Here is a 14,994-nt window from a genome sequence, read left to right as displayed (position 1 = left end):
AAATACTTTGGCAATAAATCATCATCCTCTTTCTATCAGTGGTATGAATTTGATCATAAAAAGTGCTTAGAAGAACCTTTTCGTATTGGCTGGTTATACCCTGAAAAAAGTTATATACATGTTCTGGATGAAGAGTCATTAGACTTGCTTTTGAGTGAGCTTGATACTATTTACGATTTTGTAAACTATCTTTCAGAAAAAGAGAAAGCCATAAAGAAAAAGATTTTGATTGGTGCTAGTGGTGAAGAGGAGATACTGGCTTACTATTATAGGGAGCAAAGTGAAAACAATTCTTTAATAGGGAGTATCAATGGTCCAAATCTTTTAAGTAATGAAGGTTTCTTTCTAGATGAAGGCCTATGGAGGGAATATAAATATGAGGGTGGGTTTGAAGAAAGAAATTTCCTACGTAAAAATAGTAGCTTTTGGGATTCTTTGATTCAAGATTTTTCTAAGCATGTTTTAACTGGGAAAGTTGGCCTTGCAGAAGATCAGCCTTTTAGTTTACATGAGAAAGCTATAAGGTTTTTGGCAGCGGAATGTAGGACTTCCCGTTATTATCTTTCATCTGCTCTGGTTGAGAAAATCCGTGAAGTTCCGGAAAATAGAAGAAGTGCAAGGTTGATGAAGTCTGTACAAGATAAAGACCTATTTTATATATTTTTAGTTTTCCCAAGGAATAAATCTCGATCCGATAAAGATTATAGGTTAGAGCGCTTAGGTTATAATCATTCATATTCTTTGGTGGCAAAATATCTTTACCCTGAGTTAAAAAATATTGTTGTTATTGCTAACGACTACTTAAATGAGGAGCGGCGTTCTGAAGATGTTGTAGCTTATGATTATAATCGATCACTGTCTCTAGAAGAGTGTAAGTTAGCCGCTGAGTTGTATGAAGAAGTCGGTATTCTGAAAAGTGTTAATAGGTATACTGATAATTCAGTATTTGGAACGCTTGGGAATAAGCCTTATAGGAACAAAGATAAAATCTACAGAAGAAATGGCATGTGCCCTTGCGGCTCCGGTAAGAAATACAAAAAATGTTGCATGTCTTAAATTTCTTATTTAGTTAAGCTTGTTATTTTATTGCATATAAATGATTAGCCAACATTCCAGCCTGGCTATTCGTAGTCGGTATCCACCCCGAATAAATCCTAGCCGTAGTCACCACGCTAGTATGCCCCATCTGCTTTGATACCCACGCCAGCGGCTCGCCAGCGCTGACCATCATTGATGCGTAGGTGTGCCGCGTCTGGTAAGGCCGTCGGTACCGGACGCCAGCGCGCTTCAAGGCGTGGGCCCACAGCGTTTTACGTATTGCCTGATCACCAATCCATGGATTGCCAGTACGTGGGTTAATAAATACGCGGCCGCTGGGGTGTAGAAAGCTGAGTGCCTTTTGTTTTTTGAGAGCGTCCAGCGCACGCGGTAGCAGGTCGATCGTACGGGTGCCCGCAGTGGTCTTGGTCGTTTCTGCTTCTCCCTTTCCTGCCTGGGTGATTGCCCGGGTAATCCGGCAGCGCTTTTGCCGCCAGTCGATATCACCCCACTCAAGCGCTACCAATTCTGACGTGCGTAGCCCTGACCATAGCGCGAACTGAATCAGTGGTACACCGTCGCTTGGCAGGGCGGTCAGGATCGCGGCTTGCTCTTCAGCGGTGAACGGATCGATATCATCCACTTCCTTTGGAGAATCGATTTTGCGGTAGTGCCAACCAGCGAGCGGATTGCTGGTGATCAACTCATCGTGCATGGCGTCGTCCAGCGCGGCGCGTAGCGGGCTGATGATGTTTGATATGCGTTTGTTACTGCAGGTGAGGGTGGCCGCCCAATCGCGGACGTGGCCACGCTTGATCTCTGCCAGCATCATGTGGCCAAACTGGGGAATCAATTGCCCATTGATGATCTTGCGGTAGTCCTTATGGGTGCTGGCTTTGATCGTGGGCTGTTTGGCGGCAAGCCAAGTGCGCAGGTAATTGTCGAGGCGGTCCTGTCGCATAAACTTGCGGGCATTTTTGCTGCGAGGTGAAGGTGACCTGGTAGTCAAACTTGTCGGAATCGATAGCGGATAGAATAGCGGCGCGATGCTGCGCCGCTTTTTTCAGATTAGCGGGGTATAAGGTTGAGCAGCTCAAGGATGAGGGTAACTCTATAATTCGTATGTTGTTTTGTGTTCCCGCTAGGTCGTATATAGAAACAAAAAAAGCACCGCTAGGTGCTTGATTTGTAGGGGTGTCTGGTGGAGGCGGCGGGAATTGAACCCGCGTCCGCCAGCACGCGCCTATTGGCTCTACATGCTTAGATTTCGTCATTTGTTTTAACGCCACTGACTCCGACGATCAGGATTCAGCAACGCGAGCCTTCTAAAGTTTAACGCTTGGCGAGAAGACACCACCAAACGCGGTCCTATCAGCTTTAGCTCGTATCCCCTCAATGATGAATAGGCACATCACCTTGGGGCCAGACAAGAAGCTAACAGTTTAAGCTGCTAGCGCGCCTTGAGCGTAGTTTTCGTCATTTGCGACTATTTTTTCGTGATGTGGGATTTACGAGATACATCACGCTCTCGGCATGCACCGCAAGGGTTGTCACCGGCGTCGAAACCATGTCGCCCCCTTCTTTCAGATGAGCATTCTAACGTGCTCACACCTGATTGACCAGTTAAGCCTTGTTATGTTCCCGCATAATTCGTCCTTTTTGACGGCTCCAGTCACGATCTTTTTCTGTCGCCCGCTTGTCATGTAGCTGTTTACCGGTCACCAACGCCAATTCGCACTTCACTTTATTGCGTTTCCAATAGAGCTTGAGCGGTACGCAGGTGTGGCCCTTGTCTTGGGTAATCGAAAAGATTTTGGCGATTTCTTTACGATGCAGCAGTAGTTTGCGCGTGCGCGTAGGGTCGGCAATTTCATGAGTGCTTGCTGTATTAAGCGGCATGATATGGCTGCCAAGCAGGAAGGCCTCGCCGTTACGCACCAGAATGTAGGTGTCGGTAAGCTGAGCTTTACCCGCTCGCAGGCTTTTGACTTCCCAGCCGGCGAGTGCCAAACCCGCTTCAAAGGTCTCATCGATATGGTATTCGAATCTTGCCTTCTTGTTCTGGGCAATAACGCTGCTGCCGGGGCCCTTGCTGTTACCTTTCTTAGTGGCCATGAAACCTCATCTATAATCTGTCGGTGGCACCCCCTTCGTTATATGGGGAGGCGTGATACCATTCAAGGTCTGAATAAATGTTTCCCATGATACGCTTTGGGCACTGTGAAGTCAGCGGAGAGGTCAATGCCAACCGTCAATCGTTCCGCCCTGGTGCGGCACACCCCCCAGCAAATGTTCGATCTGGTCAACGATTTCGAACACTACCCCGAGTTTTTACCAGGCTGTCGTCAGGCGCGTCTGGTAGAGCGCGACGCCACCCATTTAATTGGGGAAATGACGCTGGGCCGTGCGGGGATAGAGCAAACGATCACTACACGTAACGACCTGTTTGCCCCCGAGCAAATCGAGATGTCGCTGGTAAAAGGGCCATTTAAGCGCTTGAAAGGCCACTGGCGGTTCACTCCGATGGGAGATGATGCTTGCAAGGTGAGTCTGGAAATGGAGTTTGAGTTTGCCAGTCGCCTGCTCAGCATGGCCTTTGGTCGATTGTTCCAGCAAATAGCCGGTCAATTGGTAGACGCTTTCACTAAGCGCGCTGACGAGCTGTATGGGCGGTGATCGCCTTCAGGTAGAGGTCGCCTTCGCATTGCCTGCCAAACAGCGCCTAGTGGCGCTGGAGGTGCCTGAGGGCACCACTGCCCGGCAGGCGGTAGCGCTTGCTAACCTGCCTCAACTGTTTCCGGAATTGCCCGAAGACACGTTCAACAAGGCGCCGCTGGGTATTTTTGGCAAAGCGCTACGCAACCCCGAGACGCACACATTGCGCACCGGTGATCGTGTCGAAGTATATCGCCCGCTTGAGATCGACCCTAAAGCCGCCCGCCTGGAACGTGCCAAACGCCAAGCAAGCGGCCAGTAATGTTGTTACTCAGCGCGCAATACGGGCTGAGGTGCGGGTGCTGTCTCCGGTGTTTGCGTGCTTATATTCTCCTGAGGAAGCGTATTCAGCGGGTCAGCGCCTTCAACGGCAGGCCCCAGACTGGAGTCGGTGCTTAGCGGAAGATCGGTGGAAAAATCGCCCTGCTGCTGAACGTTGGCTAAGCGGCCCATCGGGTCAAAAGTAAGTGTGACGCGTCGCTGTACAACGCCACCGTACGCTTCGTCCAATCGATAGACGTAATCCCACTGGTTTGAATCAAACGGGGCTTCCAACAAAGGGCGGCCCATAACGTAGGTGACCTGCTCCTGCGTCATGCCCGGCTGAAGCTGGCTAACCATTTCTTCGGTTACCAGGTTGCCTTGTGGGATGTCACGTTTGTAAACACCGACGTAACTACAGCCACTTACAACAGTAAGGGCAACGGAAAGTGTAATGATGCGAGTCAATTTTTGCATTTGGACCTGTTCTTCACTATCGTGGTTTCGGTCGATCATACCCGACCTAACCTGTTACTGCGAAGAGCAACCATGGCCGATCAGAACCATGAACTGCGCAAAGCCGGGCTGAAAGTGACCCTGCCGCGCGTCAAGATCCTTCAGATTCTCGAAAATGCTTCGGGTCAACACCACCTTAGCGCAGAAGAAGTGTATAAAACACTGATTGATGCGGGCGAGGATGTTGGCTTGGCAACCGTTTACCGCGTGCTGACGCAATTTGAATCAGCAGGTTTGGTAATTCGTCATAATTTTGACGGTGGCCACGCTGTCTTTGAGATGACGCAAGAAGACCATCACGACCATATGGTGTGTTTGGAAAGTGGTGAAATCATCGAGTTTCTTGATGACATCATTGAACGACGCCAGCAAGAAATTGCAGAAGAGCACGGCTACGAGCTTGTCGATCACGCTCTGGTACTTTACGTGCGCCCTCGTGGGTCGGACGTAACGCGCCAGGTTAACGTGTCGATCAATAAAAAATAGGGTTTCCCGCAAACCTGTTTTGGCCGCGACGAAACCCCCATGCCGCTCCTTGTTACAGGGAGCAGCATGGGGGTATTTTGCGTGCCGTTAATGAAAGCGTGATTTGATAAAGCTCTTAATGAGGCAGGCGCTGGCTGGCATGCAGCATTTCTTGGGCATGAGCCAGTGTTTGGTCAGAGAGCGTGACCCCGCCCAGCATGCGTGCAAGCTCGCTGATGCGCCCCCGCTCGTCCAGCAAGGCCATATAGGTACGCGTAGAATCTCGCTTGGCACGCTTTTCAATATGCAGGTGCTGATGCGCCTGTGCGGCCACCTGGGGCAGGTGCGTCACGGTCATTACCTGGCCGTTCTGTCCTAACTTGCGCAATAACTGGCCGACAATTTCCGCCGTGGCGCCTGAAATACCCACATCCACCTCGTCAAACACCAGGCTTGGGATCGTCGAATGCGAGGCGGCCACCACCTGAATCGCCAGGCTGATACGCGAAAGCTCACCCCCGGAGGCAACTTTGGCGAGCGGGCGAGCAGGCTGGCCTGGGTTAGCGCTGATTAAAAACTGTACGCTATCCAATCCTTCAGGCGTGGGTGTTTCACGCGAAGCAACGGCCACTTCAAAACGTGCCTTCCCCATGGCCAGAAAGGCCAACTGCTGCTGAACTTCTTTACCCAGCCGTAGGGCAGCTTTTTGACGGGTATCGCTGATTTTCTTGGCTCCGCTGCGGTAGCGCTCACGGTACTCGGCGACCTGTCCACTCAGTGCTTCAAGGTCCTCATCGCTGGCTTCAAGCTGAGCCACTTCACGTTGAAGGGTGCTATGCAGGGCACAAATTTCTTCAGGTGCGACGTGATGCTTGCGCGCAATGCGGTGTATGTCAGTCAAGCGTTCTTCCACCCACATCAGGCGCTCTGGGTCGAGCTCGGTGCTGCTGGCAAAGTGCTGCAACTCGCTTGCGGCCTCTTCCACCTGAATGCGCGCATCGCTGAGCATGGCGAGCGTATTAGCAAGCGTGCCCTTATCGCTGCCCGGCAGGGCGCTTAAGTGTGCATAAGCTTGATTAAGAAGCGACAGCGCGCCGCCTTCATCGCTGGCGCAGCAGTCGGCAGCCAACTGGGTTTCACGCAGCGTCTCTTCGGCATGCGCAAGGGTCAGTTGCTCTTCTTCAAGCGTCTGTAGTTCGCCTTCACCCAGGCCAAGCTGGTCCAGCTCTTCAACCTGGTAGCGCAGCAGTTGGCGCTTGGCTTCTACTTCACTACCTTCTTCACTGAGCTTTTTAAGCCGTCGTCGCGCATTGCGCCATTCGTGGAAGGTTTCTGCCAGTTGCTGGCGAGCCTCCCGTAGCCCGGCATAATCATCCAGCAGGGCCAGGTGCACCTCTTCACGCATTAACGCTTGATGAGCATGCTGGCCATGAATTTGAATGAGCTGCTCGCCAAGCGATTTTAAGTCCGTGATGGTCGCTGGTTGGCCGTTAATCCACGCTTTTGAACGCCCACTGGCGGTCACTACACGGCGCAGCAGGCATTCGTCGGTGGGGAGCTCGCGGGCTGTGAGCCACTCGACGGCGGCGGGCAGGTGTTGAATGTCGAAACGCGCTGATAGATCGGTGCGCTCGCAGCCGTGGCGTACGCTGCCAGCATCGGCACGCTCACCAAGGCACAGGCCCAGCGCGCCTAGAAGAATGGATTTGCCTGCACCTGTTTCCCCCGTGATGGCCGTCATGCCGTGGGTTAGGTCAAGCTCAAGGCGGTCGACAATCGCGTAATCTTGAATCGCTAGCTGAGTAAGCATGATGCCTCCTGAGGCGGTGCGACACAGAAGCTGGATACTTATCCAATAAATGTTGTTTTATACAGTAGTCGATAACTGACTTCAATGCTCCTCTTGAGATGGCTTTTATGGCCCCCATATAGCCTCTATACGTGTTTAGGGCTGTTTTAAAACTGATTTATTGATTATTTTTTATGAGCAGTGTTGGGCAGATAAAGCCCGAACCCCTTTTGAGGAGCATGGCATGGCAAAAGAACCGCAAACTCCATTAGATGACGAACTCGCTCGCCAAGAGCGGGAAGCCGATATGAGGGACCAGGAGTCTGAAGAGCGCTTGATTGATGGGGAGCTGGAAGGCCTGATTAACGACGAAGCGCCGCTTGAAGGCAGCTTCGCCGACCCCGAGGCCGACGTACTAGCCGCTCAGGTAAATGAGCTGGAGCAAAACCTGGCAGAAGCCAAGGACCAGGCGTTGCGCGCTGCCGCTGAAGCTCAGAATGTTCGCCGCCGTGCCGAGCAGGAAGCGGACAAGGCACGTAAGTTTGCCTTGGAAAAATTTGTAAAAGAGCTGCTGCCTGTGGTGGATAGCCTGGAAAAAGCGCTTGAATCCATGCAGGACGGCGCCTCTGAGGCGCACCGCGAGGGCGTTTCCATGACGCTCAATATGCAGCTGGGGGTGCTCAATAAATTTGGTGTTGAAAGCATTGAGCCCCAAGGCGAGCCCTTTGACCCCCAAGTGCACGAAGCCATGGCGATGGTGCCGAACCCCGAGCTTGAACCCAATACCGTAATGGAAGTGATGCAGAAAGGTTACCTGCTCAATGGGCGTTTGGTTCGCCCAGCGATGGTTGTGGTCAGTCAGAAGGCAAATTAAGCCGATTAGTGACGCAAAGTGTAAAAAAACCCTTGAAAAGTCACTGGCGGCCCCCAGATAAAGGCCAACCACGCGGGAAATCCCGCACACGTTTTAAGTATTGATACAACTGAATTCGAGGTTTTTGCTATGGGACGCATTATTGGTATTGACCTGGGTACTACCAACTCTTGTGTGGCAGTACTTGATGGCGACAGTGCTAAAGTTATCGAAAATGCTGAAGGTGGCCGTACCACGCCTTCGATCATCGCTTACACCGATGACGGCGAAACCCTGGTAGGCCAGGCAGCCAAGCGCCAAGCCGTTACCAACCCGGAAAACACGCTTTACGCCATCAAGCGTCTGATCGGCCGTCGCTTTAAAGACGACGTTGTTCAAAAAGACATCAAGATGGTGCCCTACAAGATCGCTGAAGCTGACAACGGCGATGCGTGGGTAGAAGTAAAAGGTAAAAAAATGGCGCCGCCGCAAGTAAGTGCGGAAGTGCTGAAGAAAATGAAGAAAACCGCCGAAGATTACCTCGGCGAAGCGGTAACGGAAGCGGTCATCACCGTACCGGCTTACTTCAACGACAGCCAGCGTCAGGCCACTAAGGATGCAGGCCGCATCGCGGGGCTGGACGTTAAGCGTATTATCAACGAGCCGACCGCAGCAGCACTCGCCTACGGTATGGACAAGTCACGCGGTGACAAAACCATCGCCGTTTATGACTTGGGTGGCGGTACGTTCGATATCTCGATCATCGAAATTGCCGACGTTGAAGGCGAAACCCAGTTTGAAGTACTCGCCACCAACGGCGACACCTTCCTGGGCGGCGAAGATTTTGACTTGGCGCTGATCAACTACCTGGTTGACCAGTTCAAGTCTGACAGCGGTATTGATCTGTCGGGTGACAACCTGGCCATGCAGCGTCTGAAAGAAGCCGCTGAAAAAGCCAAAATTGAACTTTCAAGCGCCCAGCAGACCGACGTTAACCTGCCCTATATCACGGCTGACAACACTGGCCCGAAACACCTTAACGTTAAGGTGACTCGTGCCAAGCTGGAATCGCTGGTAGAAGAGCTGGTTCAGCGTTCACTTGAGCCCTGCAAAATGGCGCTGAAAGATGCGGGTCTGTCTGCGTCTGAAATCGACGAGGTGATCCTGGTCGGTGGCCAGACACGTATGCCGATGGTGCAGAAGAAAGCCGCTGATTTCTTCGGTAAAGAAGCGCGTAAAGACGTTAACCCTGACGAAGCGGTTGCCGTAGGTGCAGCGATTCAAGGTGGCGTTCTGGGCGGCGACGTGAAAGACGTACTGCTGCTGGACGTTACCCCGCTGACTCTGGGTATCGAAACGATGGGTGGCGTGATGACGCCGTTAATCGACAAGAACACCACCATCCCGACGAAGAAGACGCAAACCTTCTCCACGGCGGATGACAACCAGACGGCCGTGACCATTCACGTCGTTCAAGGTGAGCGTAAGCAAGTGACTCAGAACAAGTCGCTCGGTCGTTTCGACTTGTCTGATATTCCGCCTGCTCCGCGCGGTGTTCCGCAGATCGAAGTGGCGTTTGACCTGGACGCCAACGGTATTCTGAACGTTTCTGCCAAAGACAAAGCGACCGGTAAAGAGCAGTCGATTGTCATTAAAGCGTCCAGCGGTCTGACGGATGAAGAGATCGATCAAATGGTACGCGACGCTGAAGCCCACGCTGACGAAGATAAAAAATTCGAAGCGTTGGTACAGCTGCGTAACCAAGCCGATGGCATGATCCACGCAACGCGCAAAACCGTGCAAGAAGCGGGCGACAAAGCGACGGATGATGAGAAACAGGCTATCGAAACCGCCATCAGCGAGCTGGAAGAAGCCGTCAAGACTGACGACACGGACAACATCCAGAAGAAACTGGATGCACTGACCGAAGCGTCTGGTCAGCTGGCGCAGAAGATGTACGCCGAACAGGCGGAAGCTGCTCAGCAGGCGGGTGAAGGTGCTGAAGATGCTAGCACCAAGCAGGAAGATGACGTGGTTGACGCCGAGTACGAAGAAGTCAACGACGATAAAAAGCAGTCGTAACATCCTCTTTCTACCAAGGAAGAAGGTAACGCGGGAGGAGACTCCCGCGTTGCTGTTTCCGCGGTCAAGACGCCTAATCAAGAGCATAGTTAACCAGGAGGCGTAGGACCCATGTCCAAACGCGATTATTACGAAGTCCTGGGTGTCGATAAAGGGGCCGATCAGAAAGAGATCAAAAAGGCCTACCGCCGCCTGGCGCAAAAATTCCACCCTGATCGAAACCCGGACGATGATACTGCCTCGGAAAAATTCCGCGAAGTGTCAGAAGCTTACGAAGTGCTTAGCGATGGCGAAAAACGTGCGGCGTACGACCAGTTTGGTCATGCCGGTGTTGATGGCCAAGGCGGTGGCTTTGGCGGCGGCGGTTTCGGTGGCGGTGGCGCGGGTGACTTTAGCGACATCTTCGGCGATGTGTTTGGTGATATTTTCGGTGGCGGGGGCGGCGGCCGCCGTCGTGGTCCTAACGCGCCCGCACGTGGCTCCGACCTTCGCTACAACCTGGAGTTGGACCTTGAGAGTGCGGTAGCTGGTACCACTGTCGACATCCGTGTGCCACGCCACATTGAGTGTGACCGCTGTGATGGTGACGGCGCTGAGCCAGGCTCTTCCAAGGAAACCTGCCCCACGTGTCATGGCCACGGCCAAGTGCGTATGCAGCAGGGCTTTTTCGCGGTACAGCAAACCTGCCCAACCTGTCACGGTAGCGGCCAGCACATCAAAGTGCCGTGCCACAAATGTAACGGCGAAGGACGTGTGCGTGAAACGCGTACGCTCTCTGTGAAGATTCCGCCGGGTGTTGATACCGGTGATCGCATTCGTCTGAACGGCGAAGGCGAAAGCGGCGTTAATGGTGGCCCAGCGGGCGATCTTTACGTTCAGGTTTCTATCAAAGCGCACCATATCTTCCAGCGCGATGGTAAAAACCTGCACTGCGACGTACCGATCAACTTCGTCGATGCAGCGCTGGGTGGCGAGCTTGAAGTACCCACGCTGGATGGCCGTGTGAAGCTGAAGATTCCGCCGGAGACGCAAACCGGCAAACTCTTCCGTCTGCGCGGCAAAGGTGTCAAACCAGTACGCGGTGGTGCGCCGGGCGACCTGCTCTGCAAAGTCGTTATCGAAACCCCGGTCAACCTGGGTGAAGAGCAGCGCGATTTGCTGCGTAAATTCCAGGAAAGTCTGGAAGGCAGCAATAGCCACTCACCCAAGAAAACCGGCTTCTTCGACAGCGTGAAGAAGTTCTTTGAAGAGATGAAGCCCTGATTTTGGTGTGACTGCCCTAACGTAATTGTACAATGTTAGGTTCCGCAGACCCTCGGCCCAGGCCGGGGGTTTTTGACGTTTAAGGAACATAAAGCGTAATGGATAGCTTGCAGGACAAACCCACGTTGGGCATTTGGCTCAGAATCCTTTCCGGTCTGCTGTTTACCGGCATGCTGGTATGTATTAAAGCGGTGAGTGATGAAGTGCCGGTGGGGCAGTCGGTGTTTTTCCGCTCGTTGTTTGCGCTGTTGCCGATTATGGTTTTTCTGATGATTCGCCGGGAGTTCCCGGGGGGGCTGGCGACGCGTCGTCCGTTGGGCCATGCGCTGCGTTCAGGGTTGGGGGCGGCGGCAATGTTTGCCTCGTTTGCGGCGGTCGCACTGCTGCCCGTTGCCGAGGCAACGCTGTTGGCTCAGCTAACGCCGGTGTTTATGGCGGTGGGCGGGGTGCTGTTGCTGGGTGAGCGGTTCTCGTTTTATCGCGCTGGGGCCATTTTGTTGGCGCTTGCCGGTATGGCGGTGCTGGTACTGCCTGGCCTTAATGCCAGCTCTGAAAGTGGCCTGATGACCGGCTATGTGTTGGGCGCGCTAAGCGCACTTTTAACGGCAGGGGCGTTGCTTACCGTTAGGCGCATTTCACGTACTGAAACAGCAGCTTCTATCGCCTTTTACTTTATTTTGGTGTCTGCGCTTGCGGGGTTGGCCACGCTGCCGTTGGGGTGGGCAGCGCTGGATACAAAGGCCCTTTGGCTGTTGGTGCTCTCGGGGCTGTTTGGTGGTGCGGCGCATATTGCCATGACGCTGGCACTTCGCTATGCCGAGGCATCGCGGCTTGCACCGTTTGAGTACATTGCGCTGATTTGGCCAGTAGCGGCCGACTGGGTGTTGTTCGGTATTCCGGTATCGAGTAATTTCTTGCTGGCGCTTCCCTTGATGCTCAGTGGGGTGGCGCTCGCCGCCCTGGAAGGGCGGCGGTTTAGACAGCTTCTTCGACGATAAGCTGGGGGCGGCCTTTCGAGCACGGCTCGATACGTGCCGCCACCTTGTACACCTGGCGCAAAAGCTCAGGAGTAATGACCTCTTCTGTGGGGCCGCATGCGATCAGGCGACCGTTTTCAAGCACCATGGAAGCATCGGTAAAGCGCAGCGCATGGCCCAGGTCGTGAAGCGCCACCAGAATCAGCATTTGGCGTTCATCTGCCAAGCGGCGTAAGACCGTTAGCAGGTTGATCTGGCGGTTAAGGTCCAGCGCCGAAGTAGGTTCATCCAGCATCAGAATCTCGGGCTCTTGTACCAGTGCCTGCGCCGCGCTGACCAACTGGCGTTGGCCGCCGCTTAAATCGCCAATGTCACGCTCGCCAAGTGCCGTAATATTAAGCTCTTCAAGTGCCCGGTCCACCTGGGCCAGATCCTCTGGCTGCACTTTCAGGCTGCGCCCTTGCATGCGTGCGAGCAGCACCGACTCATAAACCGTCAACACCGCTTTGGCGCCCGTGTCCTGAGGCATATAGGCCACCGGGCGCTCGGCGCTCGTATGGCGTATAGCGACGTCACCTTCGCCTTTCAGCAAGCCTAGAATACGCCTGAAAAGCGTCGATTTCCCGGCAGCGTTAGGCCCTAGCAGGGCGACCACTTGACCGCCTTGAAAGCAGGGTGTCGTGATATCTTCCAGAATTGAGCGGCGCCCGTAGCGGGCCGAAACGCGGGTTAGCTGTAGGGTTACCATGAAGCCTTCTTGTGGTTGAGCACCAGAAACAGGAAGAAGGGAATGCCCACCAGCGATGTAATAATACCGATGGGAATAATCGTGCCTGGAATAATGATCTTGGAGATCACCGAGCCCACCGAAAGAATCAGTGCACCGCAAAGTGCTGAACCCGGCAGAAAGAAGCGTTGATCTTCACCGAGCAGGATGCGTGCAATATGCGGCCCCACCAGGCCGATAAAACCGATAGTGCCCACAAATGCCACGGCCACTGCGGCAAGCAGCGATACCAGCACCAGCACTTCCAGACGCAGCGCACGCGGGTTAACGCCCATGCTTTCGGCCTTGGCATCGCCCAGGCGCATGGCGGTAAGTGCCCAGCCGTGACGGGCAAGCAGCGGCATAACGGCGGCAAGAATGCCCAGTGCAATCCAGAACTTGGGCCACGTCGCCTTGGTTAAGCTGCCCATGGTCCAGAACACCACTGCCGAGACGGCTTCCTGGCTTGCAAAAAACTGGATCAGCGCCATTAGTGAGTTGAAGATAAACACCATGGCAATGCCGAGCAGTACGATGGTTTCCACCGTCACGCCGCGTTTAAGGCTCAGCGCGTGGATGAGAAATGCGGTGAACATGGCCATGATAAAGGCGTTGAGCGGCACCACGAACTCAATGGCGGCGGGTACAATCGCCACGCCGAAGGCAAGCCCAAGGGCGGCGCCAAAGCTTGCTCCGGCGGAAATGCCCAGCGTAAAGGGGCTGGCCAGTGGGTTGCTCAGGATGGTTTGCATCTGCGCGCCGGCTACCGAAAGGCTGGCGCCTACCACTAGGGCCATTAGCGCCACCGGCATGCGGATTTCCCAGAGAATAACGCGTGCCTGCTGGCTGACGCTTTGGGGCGTCAGCAGAGCGGCGACCACTTCGCCCAGACTATAGCGGGCTGGCCCCAGCGCCAAATCAACGCAGAGACTAAACAGCAGCGCCACCACCAGCGCCAGAATAATCATCTGGCGGCGGAATACCTGAGTGCGGTAGAAGGCGCGCCCCTGTGAGTAGCTGTCGGCGGCGATAGTCTCAGTCGTCATGGAGCGATACCCAGTAACCCGGCTCGTAATCAATAGGCAAGAAGCGGTCGTGAAGCTCCTGCAGGGTGGCTTCAGGGTCTAGATCTTCAAACAGCGCTGGGTGCAGCCATTTGGCGAGCTGCTGAATGGCCACGAAGTAGTAGGGGCTGTTGTAGAACTGGTGCCAAATGGCGTGGAAGTTTCCATCTTCCACCGCCTGGATGCCGGTCATGGCGGTACGCGAGGTCAGCGCTTCAAGCTTGGCGTGAGCGGCTTGCATATCAGAGCCGGGTCCTACGCCTACCCAGGCGCCGCCGGGTACGTAGGCGTCCCAATTGCCGCCGGTCACTACAACGTGATCAGGGTTTGCAGCAATGATCTGCTCAGGATTCAGCGTGCCGAAACTGCCGGGAATGATGCCGTCGGCGATATTGGTGCCGCCTGCCAGTGTCACGTACTCGCCAAAGTTACCGGGGCCAAAGCTCATGCAGCACTCATCCGAGTAGCCGCCCGCGCGGTCGATAAAGACGCTGGGGCGCTCGGGGTTCGCTTCGTTAATGACATCGGTCACCCGTGCCAGCTGCGCCTCAGCGAAGTCGATAAACTCCTCAGCCGCCGCTTCGTCGTTCATGACTTGGCCCATGATGCGCATGGAGGGAATGGTGTGCTCGATGGGGTCTTCACGAAAATCGACGTAGATGATCGGAATGCCCAATTGAGCAAGCTTGTCATCATAGGCAGCATCTTCGGTGGCCGCTTTGGCCTCAAGGTTCATAAAGACCACGTCAGGGTTAAGCGAGGCGGCCTGCTCAACGTCGAAGGTGCCGTCTTTAAAGCCGCCAAACGTCGGCAGGGCTTCAATTTCAGGAAAGCGTTCCGCGTAGCGGGCGTAGTTATCAGGGTCTGCTTGGGAAAAATCCTCGCGCCAGCCGACGATATGCGCAAACGGGTCCTCTGGCTCCAGTAGGCCGAGCAAGTAGATCTGACGACCCTCACCCAGGATAACACGCTCAGCGGGCGCCTCCAGCGTGACTTCGCGGCCGGTAACATCGGTAACGGTAACAGAGTCTGCCGCTGCCGTAGTGCAGCTCACAACCGCTGCCATACCTATCAGCGTTTTTAAAAGAGAGGACGTCATAAGCGTATTGATCACTTGTGGGTGGGTCGGTTGTCAGTGTGCCAGGCTGGAACTGGTGTCAGCGCATGAAAAGCATCGAATATGAAGTTTTTGGGTATAATTCGCA

At 54.1% G+C, this 14,994-nt stretch carries 16 protein-coding genes and 1 other RNA gene; 8 read left to right on the top strand and 9 right to left on the bottom strand.

The features are described from left to right. A partial coding sequence (locus tag ACT3RU_RS16645) for an SEC-C metal-binding domain-containing protein (protein WP_483392916.1) occupies positions 1-1,056 on the top strand: 1,056 nt, incomplete at its 5' end. A gap of 22 nt (positions 1,057-1,078) precedes the next feature. On the opposite strand, the gene ACT3RU_RS16640 is transcribed toward ACT3RU_RS16645, so the two are convergent. The 4 genes from ACT3RU_RS16640 to smpB form a co-directional block, all read right to left on the bottom strand. After that, positions 1,079-1,999: a tyrosine-type recombinase/integrase gene (locus tag ACT3RU_RS16640; protein ID WP_225733909.1), complete on the bottom strand. Its 921-nt coding sequence runs from the start codon at positions 1,997-1,999 to the stop codon at positions 1,079-1,081. Then, complete coding sequence (locus tag ACT3RU_RS16635; RefSeq protein ID WP_225733908.1) at positions 1,920-2,135, bottom strand: Arm DNA-binding domain-containing protein; 216 nt, start codon at positions 2,133-2,135, stop codon at positions 1,920-1,922. The genes ACT3RU_RS16640 and ACT3RU_RS16635 overlap by 80 nt, the downstream gene beginning before the upstream one ends. A 102-nt stretch (positions 2,136-2,237) precedes the next feature. Further along, positions 2,238-2,616: a transfer-messenger RNA gene (ssrA, locus tag ACT3RU_RS16630) on the bottom strand. A gap of 45 nt (positions 2,617-2,661) precedes the next feature. After that, positions 2,662-3,153: an SsrA-binding protein SmpB gene (gene smpB / locus ACT3RU_RS16625; RefSeq protein WP_087108742.1), complete on the bottom strand. Its 492-nt coding sequence runs from the start codon at positions 3,151-3,153 to the stop codon at positions 2,662-2,664. A 126-nt stretch (positions 3,154-3,279) separates the two neighbouring features. Between smpB and ACT3RU_RS16620 the strand changes: the two genes are divergently transcribed. Together ACT3RU_RS16620 and ACT3RU_RS16615 are read left to right on the top strand one after the other, a co-directional pair. Beyond that, complete coding sequence (locus ACT3RU_RS16620) at positions 3,280-3,714, top strand: type II toxin-antitoxin system RatA family toxin (protein ID WP_087108740.1); 435 nt, start codon at positions 3,280-3,282, stop codon at positions 3,712-3,714. Further along, entirely contained in the window at positions 3,704-4,015 is a 312-nt protein-coding gene (locus tag ACT3RU_RS16615) for an RnfH family protein (protein ID WP_192528398.1), read from the top strand. Before ACT3RU_RS16620 ends, ACT3RU_RS16615 begins: the two co-directional genes overlap by 11 nt. Positions 4,016-4,020: 5 nt before the next feature. Here the strand turns inward: ACT3RU_RS16615 and ACT3RU_RS16610 are convergent, their stop codons facing one another. Beyond that, a complete protein-coding gene (locus ACT3RU_RS16610; protein ID WP_087109136.1) occupies positions 4,021-4,491 on the bottom strand; it encodes an outer membrane protein assembly factor BamE in 471 nt (156 codons plus the stop codon). Between the two features lie 72 nt (positions 4,492-4,563). On the opposite strand from ACT3RU_RS16610, the gene fur reads away from it, so the two are divergent. Continuing rightward, a complete protein-coding gene (gene fur / locus ACT3RU_RS16605; protein WP_018917582.1) occupies positions 4,564-5,016 on the top strand; it encodes a ferric iron uptake transcriptional regulator in 453 nt (150 codons plus the stop codon). A 115-nt stretch (positions 5,017-5,131) separates the two neighbouring features. Here fur and recN read toward each other — a convergent pair whose 3' ends face one another. Beyond that, on the bottom strand, positions 5,132-6,805 hold the full coding sequence (recN, locus tag ACT3RU_RS16600) for a DNA repair protein RecN (protein WP_192528397.1): 1,674 nt from the start codon (positions 6,803-6,805) through the stop codon (positions 5,132-5,134). Positions 6,806-7,028: 223 nt separating this feature from the next. On the opposite strand from recN, the gene grpE reads away from it, so the two are divergent. The 4 genes from grpE (at position 7,029) to ACT3RU_RS16580 (ending at position 11,980) form a co-directional block, all read left to right on the top strand. Then, the gene (gene grpE, locus ACT3RU_RS16595) at positions 7,029-7,658 is read left to right on the top strand and encodes a nucleotide exchange factor GrpE (RefSeq protein WP_087108733.1); all 630 of its coding nucleotides are present in this window, start codon (positions 7,029-7,031) and stop codon (positions 7,656-7,658) included. A gap of 129 nt (positions 7,659-7,787) precedes the next feature. Further along, the gene (gene dnaK / locus ACT3RU_RS16590; protein ID WP_192528396.1) at positions 7,788-9,719 is read left to right on the top strand and encodes a molecular chaperone DnaK; all 1,932 of its coding nucleotides are present in this window, start codon (positions 7,788-7,790) and stop codon (positions 9,717-9,719) included. Positions 9,720-9,830: 111 nt separating this feature from the next. Then, positions 9,831-10,982 carry a molecular chaperone DnaJ gene (gene dnaJ, locus ACT3RU_RS16585; RefSeq protein WP_192528395.1) on the top strand — a complete coding sequence of 384 codons (1,152 nt, stop codon included), beginning with the start codon at positions 9,831-9,833 and terminating at the stop codon, positions 10,980-10,982. A 98-nt stretch (positions 10,983-11,080) separates the two neighbouring features. Next, the gene (locus ACT3RU_RS16580) at positions 11,081-11,980 is read left to right on the top strand and encodes a DMT family transporter (RefSeq protein WP_192528394.1); all 900 of its coding nucleotides are present in this window, start codon (positions 11,081-11,083) and stop codon (positions 11,978-11,980) included. Here the strand turns inward: ACT3RU_RS16580 and ACT3RU_RS16575 are convergent. From ACT3RU_RS16575 to ACT3RU_RS16565, 3 genes are read right to left on the bottom strand one after another with little or no spacing between them, the layout of a single operon-like run. After that, on the bottom strand, positions 11,958-12,707 hold the full coding sequence (locus ACT3RU_RS16575) for an ABC transporter ATP-binding protein (protein ID WP_087108725.1): 750 nt from the start codon (positions 12,705-12,707) through the stop codon (positions 11,958-11,960). The genes ACT3RU_RS16580 and ACT3RU_RS16575 overlap by 23 nt on opposite strands. Further along, the gene (locus ACT3RU_RS16570) at positions 12,701-13,771 is read right to left on the bottom strand and encodes a FecCD family ABC transporter permease (protein WP_192528393.1); all 1,071 of its coding nucleotides are present in this window, start codon (positions 13,769-13,771) and stop codon (positions 12,701-12,703) included. The genes ACT3RU_RS16575 and ACT3RU_RS16570 overlap by 7 nt, the downstream gene beginning before the upstream one ends. Further along, complete coding sequence (locus ACT3RU_RS16565) at positions 13,761-14,888, bottom strand: ABC transporter substrate-binding protein (RefSeq protein WP_192528392.1); 1,128 nt, start codon at positions 14,886-14,888, stop codon at positions 13,761-13,763. The genes ACT3RU_RS16570 and ACT3RU_RS16565 overlap by 11 nt, the downstream gene beginning before the upstream one ends. Positions 14,889-14,994 lie beyond the last annotated feature (106 nt).

Source organism: Halomonas sp. TP35 (assembly GCF_052375975.1).
GTDB classification, from domain to species: Bacteria; Pseudomonadota; Gammaproteobacteria; order Pseudomonadales; family Halomonadaceae; genus Vreelandella; species Vreelandella citrativorans.
Note: the sequence above shows the minus strand (reverse complement) of the source record. Positions and strands in the feature narration are given on the sequence as shown.

Coding starts and splice junctions, on each gene's coding strand:
- fur (WP_018917582.1), top strand. CDS start 4,564: ATGGCCGATCAGAACCATGAACTGCGCAAAGCCGGGCTGAAAGTGACC.
- ACT3RU_RS16580 (WP_192528394.1), top strand. CDS start 11,081: ATGGATAGCTTGCAGGACAAACCCACGTTGGGCATTTGGCTCAGAATC.
- dnaK (WP_192528396.1), top strand. CDS start 7,788: ATGGGACGCATTATTGGTATTGACCTGGGTACTACCAACTCTTGTGTG.
- smpB (WP_087108742.1), bottom strand. CDS start 3,153: ATGGCCACTAAGAAAGGTAACAGCAAGGGCCCCGGCAGCAGCGTTATT.
- recN (WP_192528397.1), bottom strand. CDS start 6,805: ATGCTTACTCAGCTAGCGATTCAAGATTACGCGATTGTCGACCGCCTT.
- ACT3RU_RS16610 (WP_087109136.1), bottom strand. CDS start 4,491: ATGCAAAAATTGACTCGCATCATTACACTTTCCGTTGCCCTTACTGTT.
- ACT3RU_RS16615 (WP_192528398.1), top strand. CDS start 3,704: ATGGGCGGTGATCGCCTTCAGGTAGAGGTCGCCTTCGCATTGCCTGCC.
- ACT3RU_RS16575 (WP_087108725.1), bottom strand. CDS start 12,707: ATGGTAACCCTACAGCTAACCCGCGTTTCGGCCCGCTACGGGCGCCGC.
- ACT3RU_RS16565 (WP_192528392.1), bottom strand. CDS start 14,888: ATGACGTCCTCTCTTTTAAAAACGCTGATAGGTATGGCAGCGGTTGTG.
- ACT3RU_RS16570 (WP_192528393.1), bottom strand. CDS start 13,771: ATGACGACTGAGACTATCGCCGCCGACAGCTACTCACAGGGGCGCGCC.
- ACT3RU_RS16620 (WP_087108740.1), top strand. CDS start 3,280: ATGCCAACCGTCAATCGTTCCGCCCTGGTGCGGCACACCCCCCAGCAA.
- grpE (WP_087108733.1), top strand. CDS start 7,029: ATGGCAAAAGAACCGCAAACTCCATTAGATGACGAACTCGCTCGCCAA.
- ACT3RU_RS16640 (WP_225733909.1), bottom strand. CDS start 1,999: ATGCGACAGGACCGCCTCGACAATTACCTGCGCACTTGGCTTGCCGCC.
- dnaJ (WP_192528395.1), top strand. CDS start 9,831: ATGTCCAAACGCGATTATTACGAAGTCCTGGGTGTCGATAAAGGGGCC.